The organism is Streptomyces sp. NPDC004126 (genome assembly GCF_050275515.1).
GTDB lineage: Bacteria > Actinomycetota > Actinomycetes > Streptomycetales > Streptomycetaceae > Streptomyces.
Genome location: NZ_JBNNPF010000015.1, coordinates 104,268 through 121,463, shown reverse-complemented (window position 1 = coordinate 121,463; position 17,196 = coordinate 104,268). Strand labels below are relative to the sequence as shown.

General features: G+C 73.3%; 18 protein-coding genes. 13 read left to right on the top strand and 5 right to left on the bottom strand.

Annotation, left to right across the window (positions count from 1 at the left end):
* Nucleotides 1-118 precede the first annotated feature (118 nt).
* From ACQKM2_RS16880 to ACQKM2_RS16860, 5 genes are all read left to right on the top strand, one after another.
* Nucleotides 119-2,356 carry an ATP-dependent DNA helicase UvrD2 gene (locus ACQKM2_RS16880; RefSeq protein ID WP_427710496.1) on the top strand — a complete coding sequence of 746 codons (2,238 nt, stop codon included), beginning with the start codon at nucleotides 119-121 and terminating at the stop codon, nucleotides 2,354-2,356.
* A 177-nt stretch (nucleotides 2,357-2,533) separates the two neighbouring features.
* Nucleotides 2,534-2,848 carry a hypothetical protein gene (locus ACQKM2_RS16875; protein ID WP_427710494.1) on the top strand — a complete coding sequence of 105 codons (315 nt, stop codon included), beginning with the start codon at nucleotides 2,534-2,536 and terminating at the stop codon, nucleotides 2,846-2,848.
* A 185-nt stretch (nucleotides 2,849-3,033) separates the two neighbouring features.
* Complete coding sequence (locus ACQKM2_RS16870) at nucleotides 3,034-3,405, top strand: WhiB family transcriptional regulator (RefSeq protein ID WP_007266407.1); 372 nt, start codon at nucleotides 3,034-3,036, stop codon at nucleotides 3,403-3,405.
* On the top strand, nucleotides 3,402-3,734 hold the full coding sequence (locus tag ACQKM2_RS16865; RefSeq protein ID WP_427710419.1) for a hypothetical protein: 333 nt from the start codon (nucleotides 3,402-3,404) through the stop codon (nucleotides 3,732-3,734). Before ACQKM2_RS16870 ends, ACQKM2_RS16865 begins: the two co-directional genes overlap by 4 nt.
* A 183-nt stretch (nucleotides 3,735-3,917) precedes the next feature.
* The gene (locus tag ACQKM2_RS16860) at nucleotides 3,918-4,130 is read left to right on the top strand and encodes a hypothetical protein (RefSeq protein ID WP_427710417.1); all 213 of its coding nucleotides are present in this window, start codon (nucleotides 3,918-3,920) and stop codon (nucleotides 4,128-4,130) included.
* A gap of 12 nt (nucleotides 4,131-4,142) precedes the next feature.
* Here the strand turns inward: ACQKM2_RS16860 and ACQKM2_RS16855 are convergent, their stop codons facing one another.
* Entirely contained in the window at nucleotides 4,143-5,471 is a 1,329-nt protein-coding gene (locus ACQKM2_RS16855) for an ABC1 kinase family protein (protein WP_427710415.1), read from the bottom strand.
* Nucleotides 5,472-5,607: 136 nt separating this feature from the next.
* Nucleotides 5,608-6,792: a ThiF family adenylyltransferase gene (locus ACQKM2_RS16850; RefSeq protein WP_427710413.1), complete on the bottom strand. Its 1,185-nt coding sequence runs from the start codon at nucleotides 6,790-6,792 to the stop codon at nucleotides 5,608-5,610.
* Nucleotides 6,793-7,015: 223 nt separating this feature from the next.
* Between ACQKM2_RS16850 and ACQKM2_RS16845 the strand changes: the two genes are divergently transcribed.
* The 4 genes from ACQKM2_RS16845 (at nucleotide 7,016) to ACQKM2_RS16830 (ending at nucleotide 10,949) form a co-directional block, all read left to right on the top strand.
* Nucleotides 7,016-7,558, top strand: coding sequence for a M48 family metallopeptidase (locus tag ACQKM2_RS16845; RefSeq protein WP_427710411.1), 543 nt, complete (start codon nucleotides 7,016-7,018; stop codon nucleotides 7,556-7,558).
* A 192-nt stretch (nucleotides 7,559-7,750) separates the two neighbouring features.
* Complete coding sequence (locus ACQKM2_RS16840) at nucleotides 7,751-9,466, top strand: TerD family protein (RefSeq protein ID WP_427710409.1); 1,716 nt, start codon at nucleotides 7,751-7,753, stop codon at nucleotides 9,464-9,466.
* A 29-nt stretch (nucleotides 9,467-9,495) separates the two neighbouring features.
* Nucleotides 9,496-10,176, top strand: a complete 681-nt coding sequence (locus ACQKM2_RS16835) for an AIM24 family protein (RefSeq protein ID WP_007266415.1) — start codon at nucleotides 9,496-9,498, stop codon at nucleotides 10,174-10,176.
* A gap of 17 nt (nucleotides 10,177-10,193) precedes the next feature.
* Nucleotides 10,194-10,949, top strand: a complete 756-nt coding sequence (locus ACQKM2_RS16830; RefSeq protein ID WP_385767797.1) for an AIM24 family protein — start codon at nucleotides 10,194-10,196, stop codon at nucleotides 10,947-10,949.
* Nucleotides 10,950-11,024: 75 nt separating this feature from the next.
* Here the strand turns inward: ACQKM2_RS16830 and ACQKM2_RS16825 are convergent, their stop codons facing one another.
* Both ACQKM2_RS16825 and ACQKM2_RS16820 read right to left on the bottom strand, forming a co-directional pair.
* Nucleotides 11,025-11,567: an NUDIX hydrolase gene (locus ACQKM2_RS16825; protein ID WP_427710407.1), complete on the bottom strand. Its 543-nt coding sequence runs from the start codon at nucleotides 11,565-11,567 to the stop codon at nucleotides 11,025-11,027.
* Nucleotides 11,564-12,955: a zinc-dependent metalloprotease gene (locus tag ACQKM2_RS16820; protein WP_427710405.1), complete on the bottom strand. Its 1,392-nt coding sequence runs from the start codon at nucleotides 12,953-12,955 to the stop codon at nucleotides 11,564-11,566. Before ACQKM2_RS16820 ends, ACQKM2_RS16825 begins: the two co-directional genes overlap by 4 nt.
* A gap of 192 nt (nucleotides 12,956-13,147) precedes the next feature.
* Between ACQKM2_RS16820 and ACQKM2_RS16815 the strand changes: the two genes are divergently transcribed.
* The 4 genes from ACQKM2_RS16815 (at nucleotide 13,148) to ACQKM2_RS16800 (ending at nucleotide 16,527) form a co-directional block, all read left to right on the top strand.
* Complete coding sequence (locus tag ACQKM2_RS16815; RefSeq protein ID WP_427710403.1) at nucleotides 13,148-14,314, top strand: SDR family oxidoreductase; 1,167 nt, start codon at nucleotides 13,148-13,150, stop codon at nucleotides 14,312-14,314.
* Between the two features lie 133 nt (nucleotides 14,315-14,447).
* Nucleotides 14,448-14,909: a molybdenum cofactor biosynthesis protein MoaE gene (locus tag ACQKM2_RS16810; RefSeq protein ID WP_427710401.1), complete on the top strand. Its 462-nt coding sequence runs from the start codon at nucleotides 14,448-14,450 to the stop codon at nucleotides 14,907-14,909.
* A 158-nt stretch (nucleotides 14,910-15,067) separates the two neighbouring features.
* Nucleotides 15,068-15,265, top strand: coding sequence for a hypothetical protein (locus tag ACQKM2_RS16805; protein ID WP_427710399.1), 198 nt, complete (start codon nucleotides 15,068-15,070; stop codon nucleotides 15,263-15,265).
* A gap of 173 nt (nucleotides 15,266-15,438) precedes the next feature.
* Nucleotides 15,439-16,527, top strand: a complete 1,089-nt coding sequence (locus tag ACQKM2_RS16800) for a YlbL family protein (RefSeq protein ID WP_427710397.1) — start codon at nucleotides 15,439-15,441, stop codon at nucleotides 16,525-16,527.
* Nucleotides 16,528-16,546: 19 nt separating this feature from the next.
* Here ACQKM2_RS16800 and ACQKM2_RS16795 read toward each other — a convergent pair whose 3' ends face one another.
* Nucleotides 16,547-17,116, bottom strand: a complete 570-nt coding sequence (locus tag ACQKM2_RS16795; protein WP_427710395.1) for a PPA1309 family protein — start codon at nucleotides 17,114-17,116, stop codon at nucleotides 16,547-16,549.
* Between the last annotated feature and the right edge of the window lie 80 nt (nucleotides 17,117-17,196).

Here is a 17,196-nt window from a genome sequence, read left to right as displayed (position 1 = left end):
CCGGGCCTCCCGGTGTGACCGATCCGACTGCCGGGCGGCCCGCTCCCGGGGCATCCCCGGCACACCCCCGCCCGCCCTTGCGCCACCTGCTGATCCACGGCTTCCGCCGGTATGACGGATCCCGCGGGCCTGTGGACGGTTTTCCCGTCAGGCCCACCGGACCTGGCAGCATGGCGGGGTGACAGCAGCAACGCACTCCTCATCCGTACCGGCCGGCGGCGGCGCGCCCGACGTCGACGCCGATGCCGTGCTCCAGGGCCTGGACCCTGAGCAGCGCGAGGTCGCCACGACCCTGCGCGGCCCGGTGTGCGTGCTGGCGGGTGCCGGTACCGGCAAGACCCGCGCGATCACCCACCGCATCGCCTACGGCGTCCGCTCCGGCCAGCTGATGCCGGCCAGCGTGCTCGCCGTCACCTTCACCAACCGGGCCGCCGGCGAGATGCGCGGCCGGCTCCGCACCCTCGGCGCGGGCGGGGTCCAGGCCCGCACCTTCCACTCCGCCGCCCTGCGCCAGCTCCAGTACTTCTGGCCCCGGGCGATCGGCGGGGAGGTGCCCCGGCTCCTGGAGCGCAAGATCCAGTTCGTGGCCGAGGCCGGCGCGCGCTGCCGCGTCCGCCTCGACCGGGGCGAGCTGCGCGACGTCACCGGCGAGATCGAGTGGGCCAAGGTCACCCAGACGGTGCCCGCCGACTACCCGGCGGCAGCCCTCAAGGCGGGCCGCGAGGCCCCTCGCGACATGGCCGAGATCGCCCAGATCTACGGCACGTACGAGCAGCTCAAGCGCGACCGCGGCATGATCGACTTCGAGGACGTGCTGCTCCTCACCGTCGGCATCCTCCAGGACCGCCACGACATCGCCGAGCAGATCCGCACCCAGTACCAGCACTTCGTGGTGGACGAGTACCAGGACGTCAGCCCGCTCCAGCAGCGCCTGCTGGAGCTGTGGCTCGGCGACCGCGACAGCCTCTGCGTCGTCGGCGACGCCAGCCAGACGATCTACTCCTTCACCGGCGCCACCCCCGACCACCTGCTGAACTTCCGCACCCGCTACCCGCAGGCCACCGTGGTCAAGCTGGTCCGCGACTACCGCTCCACCCCCCAGGTGGTCCACCTCGCCAACGGCCTCCTGAACCAGGCCCGCGGCCGGGCCGCCGAACACCGCCTGGAGCTGGTCTCCCAGCGCGAGCCCGGCCCCGACCCGGTGTACGCCGAGTACCCCGACGAGCCCGCCGAGGCCGAGGGCGTGGCCCGCCGGGTCCGCGACCTGATCGCGGCCGGGGTCCCGGCCGGCGAGATCGCCGTGCTCTACCGCATCAACGCCCAGTCCGAGGTCTACGAGCAGGCCCTCGCCGACGCCGGCGTCCCGTACCAGCTGCGCGGCGCGGAGCGCTTCTTCGAGCGCGCCGAGGTGCAGAAGGCGGTCCTCGCGCTGCGCGGAGCCGCCCGCTCCGCAGGCAACGACCCGCTGCTCGACGACGTCGTCGAGCTCGGCGCCCAGGTCCGGGCCGTGCTCAGCTCCACCGGCTGGACCGCCGAGCCGCCGGCCGGCTCCGGCGCCGTGCGCGACCAGTGGGAGTCGCTGGCCGCGCTGGTCCGCCTCGCCGAGGACTTCGCCCGCTCCCGCCCCGGTGCCGGGCTGGCCGAGCTCACCGTCGAACTGGACGAGCGCAGGGCCGCGCAGCACGCGCCGACCGTCCAGGGCGTCACCCTCGCCTCCCTGCACGCCGCGAAGGGCCTGGAGTGGGACGCCGTGTTCCTGGTCGGCCTCACCGACGGCATGCTGCCGATCACGTACGCCAAGACCGATGACCAGGTCGAGGAGGAACGCCGGCTGCTCTACGTCGGCGTCACCCGGGCGCGGCTGCACCTGACCCTCTCCTGGGCGCTCTCCCGGGCTCCGGGCGGCCGGGCCTCCCGTCGCCCCAGCCGCTTCCTGAACGGGCTGCGGCCGGGCTCCGCGGCCCCCGCCGCCCGGTCGGGACTCCCCGCCGAGGGAGCGCCGCGCAAGCGGGGCCGCCGGGGGCCGGTGCTGTGCCGGGTCTGCGGCCGCACCCTGACCGAGGCCGGGGACATCAAGCTGATGCGCTGCGGGGACTGCCCCTCCGACATGGACGAGGGACTCTACGAGCGGCTGCGCGAGTGGCGCGCAACACAGTCGAAGCTCCAGGGAATGCCCGCATACTGCGTGTTCACCGACAAAACCCTCATGGCGATCGCCGAGGCCGCGCCCTCCGAGCCGGGAGAGCTCGCGATGATCTCCGGGGTGGGGGGCCGCAAGCTCGACCGGTACGGGGCCGAAGTCCTGGCCATCTGTACTGGTCAGGAGACTGACGGTGAGGATCCTGACGACGCGTAGAAACTCGTCGGAAAAATAGTTTGCACATGCCCGGCGAAGCCCCATAGGTTCTTAGCAACGGAAACGGTGGCTTCTCCGAAGCTCCGGATCCGTGCTGTACTTATCCGAATACATGGGACAGGCCCCCGGGCCGAGTCCCCGAGACGCCGAGAGGAGGCGAGACCAGTGACCAGCTTCATGACCTTCACCAAAATGACCGATCGCTCGGTCGCCGCTTCCTGCCTGCTCGGTTCCGTCTCCCTCCGGGGCACCGGTCTGTCCGCGATTTCCGCTGACGGCCCCGCCGCCCTGCTGGCGACCCTCCCGGTCAGCGAGCGCAATGAGCGACCGACCAAGGCACTGGTGGCAGTAGCGGGAGCCCAGCAGGCGCATGGCGCCTATGGCTTCGCGGCCGCAGCCGGTGCCGGATCCAAGACGCAGCAGACGCAGACCAAGCAGCACCACCTGATGTGGGCCTTCCGCGGGCTCGAACCCTGGAGTGATCCAGCCTGATCGCATGATCAGGCCGGCGCCTTCAGGGCCGCGGAACCCCACCCGGGATCCGCGGCCCTTCTGTTTGTCCCCGACCGGGGACGGCGGAGCGAAGGGGCCTCGGGACTGGCAAGACCAGGTACCACAGCCGCCACCCGGCCGACCGGCCGGAACGACTAGCCGAACAAGACGAGGAAGAAAACACCGTGCAACTCGAAGCGCACGCCCCGTCCGTACCGCAGACCCAAACGATCTCCCCGCCCGCAGTCCCGGAGGACCACGCCTTGACCCCCCTCACCGCGCTCACCGCGCTCGACGACGCCATCGAGAACCTCGGCGTCCCCGTACCGTGCCGGACCTTCGACCCCGAGGTCTTCTTCGCCGAGTCCCCGGCGGACGTCGAGTACGCCAAGTCCCTCTGCGGCACCTGCCCGCTGGTCGAGGCCTGCCTCGCCGGCGCCAAGGAGCGCCGCGAGCCCTGGGGCGTCTGGGGCGGAGAGCTCTTCGTCCAGGGCGTGGTCGTGGCCCGCAAGCGGCCCCGCGGCCGTCCGCGCAAGAACCCGGTTGCAGCGGCATGACCGCCATCGGAACCATCGACCGCCCCCTCACGCACGACCCCTTGAAGCAGGCCCCCATGTCCCCCCACGCCACCACGAGCGAGCAGCCGCACGGCTCCGCCACCGCAGACTTCATCACCGCAGGCGCGATCACCTCGCGTCAGAACAGGACCCGCGAAATGCAACTCATCCCAGAAGCCCTGGCCCGTGCCCATATGGACGACCGCATGCGCGAGGTGGACGCCGAGCGTCACGCCCTGCGCCTGGTCGCCGCGCGGCGCATGCAGCGAAAGGCCGAGCGCGTCTCCATGCGCGCCCGGCGCGCGCTGGCCATGGCCGTCATGAACTGAGCACGCGACCGGCCCGACAGGGCACGGAAGCCGCTCGGAAGCGACTTGAAAGCCACTTGAACACCGCCGGAGCCGGCTGAACACAGCGGGCGACGGCAGCACCCGGGGGGACCGGTCCGAACGGACCGGTCCCCCCGGTGCGTTGCGGGGCCCCGCACGGGCCGGCGGGGATATCGTCTGGTGGTGGACCAGCCGACCCCCCACCCCACCCCGCCGGGGCCCGAGGCCCAGCCCGTCGTCTGCGCGCGCTGCGGAGCCCGCCCCCCGGAAGGCGGCCCGCCGCCGCCCACCTGGACGTGTTCGGTGGAGAACGGGACCAGAGAGTACTTCTGCGTCGACTGCGCGCGCGCCAACCTCCGGGCGATCGAGGGCCGGCTCGACTCCTCCTGGTGGTGACGCCCGCCCGGCTCAGTCCTCGGGCAGGAACCCCGGCAGCCAGGACTCCAGTTCGTCCCGCAGTCGCACCGTCGCGCCCAGCTGGCACAGCACGCCGATGGTGCTCAGCGTCACCCGGTGGATCAGCAGGTAGGACGGCGGCAGGTTGATCTGCCGCCCCAACTGGTGCGCGGGGGAGCGGGGATCGGCGATCCGCGCCGCCTGCCCGCGCAGCCACGGCCGGGTGAAGGTGAACTCGTCGGCCTCTGCGGGCTCGATGATGGGCTTGAGGTAGTCCAGCACCGCGTCCGGGTCGAGTTCGATGCTCTGCCTGACGAACCCCTCGGCGCACAGGTGCCCGTAGACCCCCTCGGCGTCCCCCTCCAGGGTCATCCGCAGCGACCGGCCGATGGGCTTGGGCCAGCCGCCCGGCAGCCGGTCCACCGTGCCGAAGTCCAGGACGCCCAGCCGCATCCGGCCGTCCGCCCCCGACACCAGCCGGAAGTTGCCCGGGTGCGGATCGGCGTGCAGCAGCCCCGTCCGCGCGGGCCCGGAGAAGAGGAACCGGGCCAGCAGCTGTCCGGCACGGTCGCGCTCCTCCCGCGTCCCGTCGGCGATCACCTCGGAGAGCGGGGTGCCCTCCAGCCACTCGGTCACCAGCACCTGGTCACACTGGTGCACGACGTCCGGGACGACCACGTCCTCGTCGGCGTCGAAGGCGTCGGCGTGGGTGCGCTGCGCCTCGGCCTCCAGCTCGTAGTCCAGCTCCTCCGCGACCCGGTCGCGCAGTTCGGTGATCAGCGGCTTGAGGTCCATGCCCGGGACCAGCGGCCCCAGCAGGCCCGCGAACCGGCCCAGCTGCTTGAGGTCCGACAGCAGCGCCTCCCCGGCCCCCGGGTACTGGACCTTGACCGCCACCTGCCGCCCGTCGTGCCACACCGCCCGGTGCACCTGCCCGATCGAGGCGGCCGCGGCCGGCTTGTCCTCGAACTCCTCGAACAGTTCCCGCCAGTCCTCGCCCAGCCGCTCCGCCAGCACCTCGTGCACCCGCGCCGCCGGCAGCGGCGGGGCCGCCTCCTGAAGCTTCGTCAATGCCGCCCGGTAGGGGCCGGCGACCTCCTCGGGAAGCGCCGACTCGAACACCGAGAGGGCCTGCCCGAACTTCATCGCGCCGCCCTTCAGCTCCCCGAGCGTGCGGAACAACTGCTCGGCGGTGCGCTGCTGGAGCTCGCGGGCCACGATCTCGGCCGACTTCCCGCCGATCCGCTTGCCCAGCCCCCAGGTGGCCCGGCCCGCGATGCCGAGCGGGAGCGCGGCCAGCTTGACGGTGCGCGTGACCGCCTTCCGGGGAAGATCGGACATGAGCCCCTCCAGTTTCCGGACTGCTGCGCCGCGAGCGGCGGTTCGGGGCGCGGCTCGGCCCCCGTCGCATCCTGCCATGGCCCCCCGACCCGCCGGACCGGGGCACCCGCCCCCGCTCCGGCGGGAGTCCGGCGGCTCACGACCGCACCGCCGGATCCGCCGCCGGATCCGCCGCCGGATCCGCCGCGGGATCGTCCGCCGTTCCCGGGGCGGCCACAGCCCCGGATCCGCCCACCGCCCCCGGGTCCGCGGCCGCACAGGGGCAGTCCGGATGCGGGCGCAGCGCGGTGCGCTGCCAGTGCAGGCCGGGCAGCGCGGCCTCCCACCGGGCGGCCGTCGAAGCGGGCAGCTGCCCGTCGAGGAAGGCCAGGGCGTGCGCCGCGGCCAGGCCGGCCACCGCCGTGGACAGCCCCAGGTCGCAGGCCCCCGCCCCGCGCCGGCGGTGCGCCGAGCGCCACTGGACCAGCATCCGGGGCCAGGCCGGGTCCCGGTCGACGCGGTCGCGCTCCATGCACCCCGCGCAGGCCGTGGACCCGGGCAGCACCAGGGGCCCGACCAGCCCCGTCCCCTCCAGCACCCCCGCGTACAGGTGCGGGGTGCCCGCCGCCACCCAGTCGGCGGCCGTCGCCGGATCGGGGGCCCATGCCTGGAGGCCGTCCCGGGGCGCGAGCACCACCAGCGCCGGCTCCGGCCCCGGCCCCCCGGGATCGCCCGCACCCGGAGCCCGCCCCGGCGCCGCCGCCCGCACCAGCGCCCCCGCCGCCTCGGCCCGCGGCCGGCCCACGCTCCCCGGATCCAGCCCGCCCGGAGCCACGTCGGCGGCCTCCACCCGGCCCCCGTCGAGCACATCGACCCGGCCGACCCCGGCCCCCGCCAGCACGGCGGCGATCACCGCCCCCACCCGGCCGCTCCCGCGCACCTGGACCCGTAACGCCCTGCGCGCCGCGACCCCCCGCAGGTCACCGCCCGGCTCCCGGTGCACCAGCGAGAGCGAGCCCAGGTCGGGCCCCAGCCGCTCCAGCACCTCCGGCCTCCGCCGCACGGCCTGCGCCCGCGGCCCCCCGGCGGTGAGGTCGTCGAGCAGCCCGGCCCCGGCGAGGTGCCGGACCAGCCCGTCCACCTGCCCCTCCGGCAGTCCCATCCCGGCGCCCTCGGCCCGCAGCAGCTCCATGCCCCGCGTCCCGTCGATCCGGTCGATCAGCGACCCCGTCGCCGTGTCCAGCGGTCCGAGCACCACCGCGTGGGCGGGCGTCACGCCGAACTGGACCGTCTGCAGGTCCCGCCACGCCCGCGCCAGCGCGGGCTTCACCTTCGGATACACCACTGCCTCCCCGTCCCGGCCCGTCCGGGCCGTCCCCGCGGATCTCCGCGTCTGTGCCACCATGCCCGGCCGCCGGACCGGGCGCGGAGATTCGTCCACAGGCAAGGGGTATTGGTCATATCGGATGAGGAATGGGCGTGTTTGAGGCTTCCCCGTGAACCGATCACGTTCCGAACCCCGGACGCGCGGGATTTCCGCCACGGCTACCGGGTACCGTCGATGCGTGCCAGCCGCCGACCCGCCACAGCGCGCCGTCGAAGTACGCCGGAGCGCGCGCCGCCGCAGGACCGTGTCCGCCTACCGCGAGGGCGAGCGGACCGTCGTCCTGATCCCCGCCCGGATGTCCGAGGCCGAGGAGCGCCGCTGGGTGGGCGTCATGCTCGACAAGCTCGCCGCCCAGGAGAGCAAGCGCACCCTCGGCGACGCGGAACTGATCGCGCGCGCCGAGCGTCTGTCCGAGCAGTACCTCGGCGGCCGCGCGCGTCCGCTCTCGGTCCGCTGGGTCACCAACCAGAACACCCGGTGGGGCTCCTGCACCCCCGCGGAGGGCAGCATCCGGCTGTCCCACCGCATCCAGGGGATGCCGGAGTACGTCGTCGACTACGTGCTGCTCCACGAGCTGGCGCACCTCCTGGTGCCCGGCCACGGCCCCCGCTTCTGGGAGCTGCTGGAGGCCTACCCGAAGACCGAGCGCGCCCGCGGGTTCCTCGAGGGAGTGGCCGCGGCGGAGCGCATGCCCCGGGTCCCGGCCGCCCGCGAGGAGTGACCCTCCGTCACGGACGGCGGACGCGCACCGGGCCGGACCCGGTTCGGAGCCGGGTTCGGAGCCGGGTTCGGAGCCGGGCCGCGGCCGAGCCGGAAACGGGTCGGTACCGGCTTGGCCGGATGTCGGCCGGAGCCGTTAGCCTGAGCGGCACATATCGAGCAGACGAAGTCGGGATGGGGGACGGTCGGACACATGGCCAGGGAATTCCAACGCGGCCACAAGGCCAGGATCAGTGATCTGACGGCGGGCACCGATCTGTACGTGGGCGTCCAGATCGCCGGGCCCGGGCTCGCCTTCGACATCAGCTGCTTCGGCCTCGACGCCGACGAGCGCCTGTCGGACGACCGCTACTTCGTCTTCTACAACCAGCCGAAGTCGCCCGAGGAGTCCATCCAGCAGCTCGGCCCGCAGGCCGGGGACACCGAGTCCTTCCGGGTGACCCTCGACCAGGTTCCCGCCTCCATCCACAAGCTGTCCTTCAGCGCCACCCTCGACGGCGCCGGCCAGATGTCGCAGATCGGCCCGGGCTACATCCGGATCGTGGCCGGCGGCGAGGAAGTCGTCCGGTACTCCTTCACCGGATCCGAGTTCAGCACCGAACGCGCCCTGATGATCGGCGACTTCTACCGCAAGGACGTGTGGCGCTTCGCCGCCGTCGGCCAGGGCTTCGACGGCGGCCTCGCCGCGCTGCTGGAGCACTTCGGCGGCGAGGTGGCCGAGGACGAGCCGCAGCCCGAGCCGCAGGCCCCGGCCCAGCCGCAGGCCGCCGCCCCCTCGTTCGCGCCGCCCCCGCAGGCCGCCGCCCCGGCCCCGTCCTTCGGCGCCCCGGTCCAGCAGCAGTCGCCCGCTCCCACGCCCGCCCCGGCGCCGTACGCCCCGCCGCCGCAGCAGCCTCAGCAGCAGCCCCCGGCCCCGCAGCCCCCGGCGCCCGCGCCCGTGCACTCGGCCCCGACCATGGTCGGCCCGATCGGCACGCCCCCGGCCCCGTACGGCCAGCCGCCCCACCCGCCGCAGCAGCCCGGCCCGCCCTCGTACGGCCAGCAGCCGCAGCAGCCCCAGCAGTCCTACGGCGCCCAGGTGCCGCCGCCGGGCCCGGCCCCCGCGCCCTACGGCCAGCAGCCGGGGCCCTCGTACGGCCAGGTCCCCGGCCAGGCGCCCGCCCCGCAGGCCCCCTACGGCCAGCAGCCCCCGTACGGCCAGCAGCCCCAGGCCCCCTACGGCCAGGCCCCGCAGGCCGCCGCGCCCGGCGCCGGCCTCGCCCTGGCACTCCAGCCGTACAAGGAGGCCCCCACCGGCGCCCGCTGGACCCCGCAGAACCAGCAGCTCATGCGGGTCGACCTGTCGATGGGCGGTCAGGCCGTCCTCGCCCGCCAGGGCAGCATGGTCCTCTACCAGGGCAAGGTCGACTTCAGCTACAAGGGCGCAGGCTTCGCCGGCCGCATCGTCGGCAACGCCACCGGCCAGGAGATGCAGCTGATGCGCTGCACCGGCCGCGGCCAGGTCTTCCTCGCCGAGAACGGCGCCCACCTGCACGCCATCGAGCTCCAGGGCGACGGCATCTGCGTCTCCGCCGAGAGCGTCCTCGCCTTCGACGAGTCCCTCCAGCACGAGGTCCGCCGCATCGAAGGCCACGGCATCCCCGGCGGCGCCCTGTTCACGATGCTGTTCCAGGGCTCCGGCACGGTCATCGTCAAGACGCACGGCGTGCCCGTCGTCCTGCCGGTCACCCCCACCACCTTCGCCGACAGCAACGCCATCGTCGCCTGGTCGGCCGCCTCACAGGTGATCATTTCCAGCCAGGTCCGGCTGCGCCGCAACGCCTACCCGGGCCACAGCGGGGAGACCGTGAACCTCCAGTTCCGCGGCGCCCCCGGCAACTTCATCGTCGTCCAGCCGTACGAGGTCTGAGGGAGCCCCACATGAACGCCATGAACGCCATGAACCAGCAGCTCGCGGGCTACGCCCCGACCCCCGTCACGGCCCGCATGGAGAACCACGGCCGCGCCATGCTCAAGGTCGCCATGCAGAGCGGCCAGGACCTCTTCGCCCGCACCGGCTCGATGGTCGCCTACGAGGGCTTCGTCCAGTACGAGCCCAACCCGCCCGCCGTCCGCCAGATGGCCTCCCAGTGGCTGACCGGCGAGGGCGCGCCCCTGATGAAGTGCACCGGCGACGGCCTGCTCTACCTCGCCGACTACGGCGCGGACGTCGTCTGCATCAACCTCGACAACGACGCCCTCTCCGTCAACGGCACCAACCTCCTCGCCTTCGACGCCCACCTCCAGTGGGGCGTCGAGCGGGTCAAGGGCATGGCGAAGTTCGCCGGCCAGGGCCTGTTCAACGTCCAGGTCGCCGGCACCGGCTGGGTCGCCATCACCTCCCGCGGCACCCCGATCGTGGTCGACTGCGGCCGCGGCGACGACGAGACGTACGTCGACCCGGACGCGCTCGTCGCCTGGTCCCCCAACCTCAAGGTCAAGGGGAAGCGCAGCTTCAAGGCCTCGTCGATGATCGGCCGGGGCAGCGGGGAGGCCTACCAGATGGCCTTCTCCGGCCAGGGCATCGTCGTCGTACAGCCCAGCGAGGACAGCACCGACCGGCTCCGGACCCGGGGCTGAGGGGGAGCGGACACACCATGCAGAGCTCACTTTTCGGCCACGCCGAGCAGCAGTCCCAGGACCGCTACACCGTCCAGAACCCCCAGCTCCTGAGGGTCACCCTGAACGGCTCCGACGACATCCTCGCCCGCAAGGGCTCGATGGTCGCCTACCAGGGCATCGTCGACTTCGACGGCGAGTACCAGAGCAGCAACCAGCGGGGCGCCCGCCGCCGCACCGGCGAGGGCCTCGACCTGATGCGCTGCTCCGGCCAGGGCACCGTCTACTTCGCCAACCTCGCCCAGTACGTCCACGTCGTCGACGTGGACCACGACGGCCTCACCGTCGACAGCGGCTACGTCCTCGCCATGGACTCCACCCTGCACACCGAGGTCATCGCCGTCGACAGCCAGTACGGGATCTCCGGCTCCGGCAAGTACCAGCTCAACATCTCCGGCCGCGGCAAGGTCGCCCTCATGACCTCCGGCCAGCCGCTGATGATGCAGGTCACCCCCGACAAGTACGTCAACGCCGACGCCGACGCCATCGTCGCCTGGTCCACCTCGCTGCGCGTGCAGATGCAGGCCCAGACGCACTCCACCGGCGTGTGGCGGCGCCGCGGCAACACCGGCGAGGGCTGGGAGCTCAGCTTCCTCGGCACCGGGTTCGCCCTGGTGCAGCCCAGCGAGGTGCTGCCCCCGCAGAACGCCCAGCTCGGCCAGGGCGTCGCCGCCCAGTACGGCATGGGCCAGCACGGCGCGCACGCCCAGAACCAGAACAACGCCTGGAACTGAGGCACCGCAGAACCGGCCCGGAACACGGGGAAGGGGCGGACCCGCACGGGTCCGCCCCTTCCCCGTCACCTCAGCTCACACGCCCAGCCGCGCCCGGGTGGCCTCCAGCAGCCGCACCACCGAGGTGTCGGCGACCGCCGCCACCTCCGCGTACGGGAACCAGCGCAGGTCCAGGGACTCGTCGCTGATCTCCGCCTCCACACCGGCCGGGGCCAGCACCGCGTACTGCACGTCCAGGTGCCAGTTGCACGGCGCGGGGATCGGATGCCGGTCCAGGCGCACCGGCCCGCCCTCCACCAGGGTCAGCCCCGCGGCGATGCCCGACTCCTCGACGGCCTCGCGCATCGCCGCCCCCGCGAGGGTGGTGTCGCCGGGCTCGCAGTGCCCGCCCATCTGGAGCCACATGCCGAGCTTCTTGTGCAGGGTCAGCAGCACCCGGCCGCCGGCCGGGTCGATCACCAGCGCGCTGCCCGTGACGTGCCCGGCCGTGCAGGGCTTGTACATCCCGTCCGGGTGGGCGGCCAGGTGGTCCAGGTAGACCCCGCGCAGCGCGTCCTGCTCCGCGTCCGGACCCTCGAACTCCTTCAGGACCCGGACCGCGTCGTCGTACAGGTTCACTTCTTGTCGTCGCCCTCTTCGTCACGCTGCTGGGCGGCCTCGCCGAGCATCTTGTCGATCTCCGAGAAGTCCAGCTGCTCGCGGTGCACGAACCCGTCCGGGTCGTCCAGGTCGGAAGCCGTCGGCAGCATGTCCGGGTGCTCCCACAGCCCGTCGCGGCCGTCCACGCCGCGCGCGTCGGTGAGCGAGGCCCACAGCCGCGAGGCGTCCCGCAGCCGCCGCGGACGCAGCTCCAGTCCGATCAGCGTCGCGAAGGTCTGCTCCGCCGGACCGCCCGAGGCACGCCGCCGGCGCATGGTCTCGCGCATCGCGTCCGCCGAGGTCAGACGGGGCTTCGCCGCCTCGTGCACGACCGCGTCCACCCATCCCTCGACCAGCGCGAGCGCCGTCTCCAGGCGGGCCAGGGCGGCCTTCTGCTCAGGGGTGTCCTGCGGCTGGAACATGCCGCCCTGCAGCGCCTCCTGGAGCTGCTCCGGGTTCGACGGGTCGAGCTGGCCGACCACGTCCTCCAGCTTCGACGTGTCCACCTTGATGCCCCGCGCGTAGCCCTCGACCGCACCGAACAGGTGCGAGCGCAGCCACGGCACGTGCGCGAAGAGACGGGCGTGCGCCGCCTCGCGCAGCGCCAGGTACAGCCGCACCTCGTCCGAGGGGACGCTCAGGTCCTTGCCGAAGGCCTCGATGTTCAGCGGCAGCAGCGCCGCCCGCCCGGCCGGCCCCAGCGGCAGCCCGATGTCCGTCGAGCCGACGACCTCGCCCGCGAGCGTGCCCACGGCCTGGCCGATCTGCTGGCCGAACATGGCCCCGCCCATGGAGCGCATCATCCCGAGCAGCGGGCCCGCCATGGCCTGCATCTCCTCGGGCAGCACGCCGCCCATGGCCGCGCCCACGCGCTCGGCGACCGGGTCCACGAGCTCCTTCCACACCGGCAGGGTCTCCTCGACCCACTCGGCGCGGCTCCACGCGACGGCCGCGTTCGCACCCGACGGCAGGGAGGTCACGCCGTCGAGCCACAGGTCGGCCAGGCGCACGGCCTCCTCGACCGCGGACTTCTCCGCGACGCCGACGCTCGCGTCCTTGACCCCGTCCGCGGTGCCCTGCGCGACGGTCTGGCGGGCGATGTCCTTGGCCATGTCCCAGTTCACGGGACCGCCCTCGTAGCTCAGCATCTGGCCGAGCTGCTGGAAGGCGGCACCGAGGTCGTTCGGGTTCATCGAGCCGAACATCGCGGCGAACGGATTCTCCGCACCGCCGGGGAAGCCGCCGGGGAGGCCGCCCGGGCCGAACCCGAAGGGGTTGGCGGGACCTCCCTGGCCGCCCTTCTTGCCTTTGTCGCCGTCCTCCGGCTCCTCCGGCGGAAGGCCGAATCCAAATGGGGTGTCGCTCACGGGTTTCCTCGGCTCGTAGGGCCGCCGGCGGGTGCCGACGGGCGATGGTCCGACAACACCACCCAGCCTAGACACCACTCCCGCTTCCGGGCTCGGTGCTCCGCCGGGTCCTGGGCTGCGGCAGGATGGACATCACCTGGTGGGTACGCGTCACAGCGCGTCCCCACTGAAGACAACCGCTGGAGACGCCCGGTGAGTTCCCCAGATCCGCAGGCTCGCGCGCCGCACGACGCCGAAAACCGCCCCGAGCACGACGACAGCGCCCCCGGCGTTCGCCAGCCGCGAAACCAGGCCGGTCCGCGCCGACGGAGCCCCGTGATCGCGGTGACCGGCGCCGCGTCGGGGGTCGGCGCCGCCCTGGTGAGCCGCCTCGTCGAATCCGACGAGGTCAAGCAGGTCGTGGCCATCGACGAGCGGCGCGGGGACTGCGCCGCCGCCCAGTGGCACGTCCTGGACGTCCGGGACCCCGCCATCGCCGAGAAGCTGCGCGGCGCGGACGTCGTCGTCCACCTCGCGCTGGACCTCGACCTGGAGACGGACCCGGCGGCCCGCACCGCCTACAACGTGCGCGGCACCCAGACCGTCCTGACCGCCGCCGCGGCGGCCGGCGTGCACCGGGTCGTGCTGTGCACCTCGGCGATGGTCTACGGGGCCCTGCCGGACAACGACATCCCGCTCTCGGAGGACTCCGAGCTGCGCGCGACCGCCGAGGCCACCGGCGTCGGCGACCTGCTGGAGATCGAGCGGCTGGGCCGCCGCGCCCCCCGCGCCCACCCCGGCCTGAACGTGACCGTCGTCCGCCCCGCGGTCCTGGTCGGCGGCACGGACACCGCCCTGACCCGCTACTTCGAGTCCCCGCGCCTGCTCGTCGTCGCCGGATCCCGGCCCACCTGGCAGTTCTGCCACGTGGAGGACCTGGTCAGCGCCCTGGAGTACGCCGCCCTGGAGAAGGCCGAGGGCGAGCTCGCCGTCGGCTGCGAGGGCTGGCTGGAGCAGGAGGAGGTCGAGGAGCTCAGCGGGATCCGCCGCATGGAGCTGCCCTCCGCCGTCGCGCTCGGCGCCGCGGCCCGGCTCCACCGGATCGGCCTGACCCCGTCCCCGGCCGGGGACCTCGCGTACACCATGCACCCGTGGGTGGTCAGCGTCAGCGGGCTGCACGCGGCCGGCTGGCGGCCGCGCTGGACCAACGAGGAGGTGCTGGCCGAGCTGCTCCAGGAGGTCGCGGGCCGGCACACCGTCGCCGGACGCCGCCTCGGCCGCAAGGACGCCGCCACGGCCGCCGGCGCCGCCGGCGCGACGGTCGCCCTGCTCGGCGCGGCCGCCGCCGTACGCCGCGCCCGCCGCCGCCGCGGGCTCTGACCTGCGGGACACGGCCCCGGACCGGCCCGGTCCGGGGCGGGGCCGGTCTCCTGTAGGAGGCTCCCAACCGACGCGCCGCGCCCCGGGCGAAACGGCTATTCCACCGGGTCGGCGGCTAGGGCACGATGAGAACATGGCACCGCACTTCGACCACCCCGGCGAGCAGGCCGCTCAGGACCCCATCCGGCTGCTCGAGATCCGTGAGACCCCGCTCTCCATCGACGAGGTCTTCAAGGCCGTCGGCGACGACGCCACCGGAGGCACCACCCTCTTCGTCGGGACGGTGCGCAACCACGACAGCGGAGCCGACGTCGACTCGCTCGGCTACTCCTGCCACCCGACGGCGGAGGCCGAGATGCGCCGCGTCGCGGACCGCGTCGTGGCGAAGTACCCGGTCCGCGCGCTGGCCGCCGTGCACCGCGTCGGCGACCTCGCCGTGGGCGACCTGGCCGTGATCGTCGCCGTCTCCTGCCCGCACCGCGGCGAGGCCTTCGAGGCCTGCCGGATGCTGATCGACGACCTCAAGCACGAGGTACCCATCTGGAAGCACCAGACCTTCTCGGACGGCACCGAGGAGTGGGTCGGCGCCTGCTGACGCAGGTGGGCGGGGGCCGGGCGCGGGGGCCTCACGGGCGGGCGGTAGCCTCACCCCCGTTCGGCCGCGCAACACGCCCTCGATTTGCGTAACCCCCCTCCGGGCACGAGCGTTGAAGCCACCAACGACACGCACTTTCGGGGCAGGGAGGCACGTTCATGGCATCACTGGTGTGGTTGCTGATTCCGCTGTTCGCCGCGATCGGGGCGGCGATATGGGGCAGCTGGGCGGCCCGCGACCGCACGCAGGGCGACATATCCGAGCTGGCCGGCTACGCCAGGTTCCGCGAGGCCATGGACCGGGCCGACCGGGCGAGGACGGACGACAAGGCGCACTCCGGTTCCGACGCCGTCTGACGCGTCCCGGGAACCGTTCCGAGAGCCCCCTCCCCCCCGCCCGCACCCTCGGGAACGTGCCCGAAGGGCTCCGACCAGGACCCGGCTGAGAATCCGGTGAGAGTTCCGCCCGCGCGCCCCGTACGGACCGGCCCCACGGGCCGCCCGGTCGGGCCGTCCCGTACTGTCGATCCATGCCACGCCGCACCGCGACGATGCTCGCTTCCTTCCTCGTGCTGTTCGCGCTGCTCTGCGCGGGCGTCTTCATCAAGGTCCCGTACTCCGAGATGAGCCCGGGCCCGACCGTGAACACGCTGGGCGACTCGCGCGGTGAGCCGGTGCTGAGCATCTCGGGGCACCAGACGTACCCGACCAGCGGCCACCTCAACATGACCACGGTCCGCGTCACCGGCGCCGACTACGACATGAACCTGCTGGAAGCGGTCTACGGCTGGGTGGCCGGCGACAACATCGTCGTACCGCACGAGAACCTCTACCCGAACGGCAAGACGGACAAGGAATCGACGCAGGAGAACGCCGAGGAGTTCAGCCAGTCGCAGGAGAGCGCCAAGGTGGCCGCCCTCAAGCAGCTCGGCATCCCGGTCACCGCCCGCGTCGTCGTCTCCACCGTCGTCAAGGGCAGCCCCTCCGAGGGCCGGCTGCACGCCGGGGACGTGGTCAAGGCGGTGGACGGCACCCCCGTCACCGTCCCCGGGGACGTCGCCAAGCTCGTGACCAAGCACAAGCCCGGCGAGCCCGTCGAGTTCACCATCGTGCCCGCCGCCGAGGCGGCCGAGGCCGAGAAGGCGAACCGCGAGCCCACCGGCAGTGCGAAGGTCACCATCACCGCGGGCAAGGCGGAGGACGACGGCCACGCCATCGTCGGCATCCGGGCCGGGACCGACCACACCTTCCCGTTCCCGATCGACATCAAGCTCGCCGACGTCGGCGGCCCGAGCGCCGGCCTGATGTTCGCCCTCGGCATCGTCGACAAGCTCACCCCCGAGAACCTCACGGGCGGCAAGTTCATCGCGGGCACCGGCACCATCGACGACGAGGGCAAGGTCGGCCCCATCGGCGGCATCCAGATGAAGACCATCGGCGCCCGCAAGGCCGGGGCCGAGTACTTCCTGACCCCGGCCGAGAACTGCGCGTCGGCGGCCCAGCACACCCCCGACGGCCTGACCCTGGTGAAGGTCGCCACCATCGGGGACGCCGCCAAGGCACTGGAGAAGATCGGCAAGGGGGACACGGCCGGACTGCCGAAGTGCACCGCGTCCTGACCGCGCCCCCCTCCCCGGCCTAGGAGAAGGTCGCCGCCAGCGCGTCGGCCAGGCCCGGCACCAGGCCCGCGCCTGTCAGCACCTCGCTGGAGGAGTCCTTGTCCCGCAGGCGTACGGCCGACTCGCGCGAGCCGTCGCGCAGGACGCCCACCGTGAGGCGCACCTCCTGCCGCTCGGGGTGGCCGGCGACCCACTTGGCCAGCTGCTTGTCGTTCAGCCCCTCCGGCACGGAGGCCTCCGCGGACGGCGGCAGCATCAGCCGCTCCACCGTCAGGGCGCAGCCGACGACCGCATCGGGCCAGGCGATGGTGCCCAGGAACTTGTCCAGCGGGGTCCCGGCCGGCACCTCGTCCTGCTCGATCGGGGTGAGCTGGCTCTTGCCGGCGTCGTCCTGGTCCAGGCCGAGCTGTCCGGCGAGCCGGGGCTCCTGCCGGCGCAGCCGGGCCGTGTCGACCAGGGCGAAGAGGCGGGCCGGCTTGTCCCAGCCGAGGGTGGAGGCGTACTCGTCGATCTCGAGGACGGCGCGGGTCAGCGGACTGGCCGCCATAGGGGTGCCGGGGGAGGGCGAAAGGTTGGACATGGACAACATCCTGCCTCCTTTCCCCCCGATACCGGGAACTGACTAAAGCCTCAGTAAGTTGCATGGGTGGGCCCTACGATCGTGGGCCC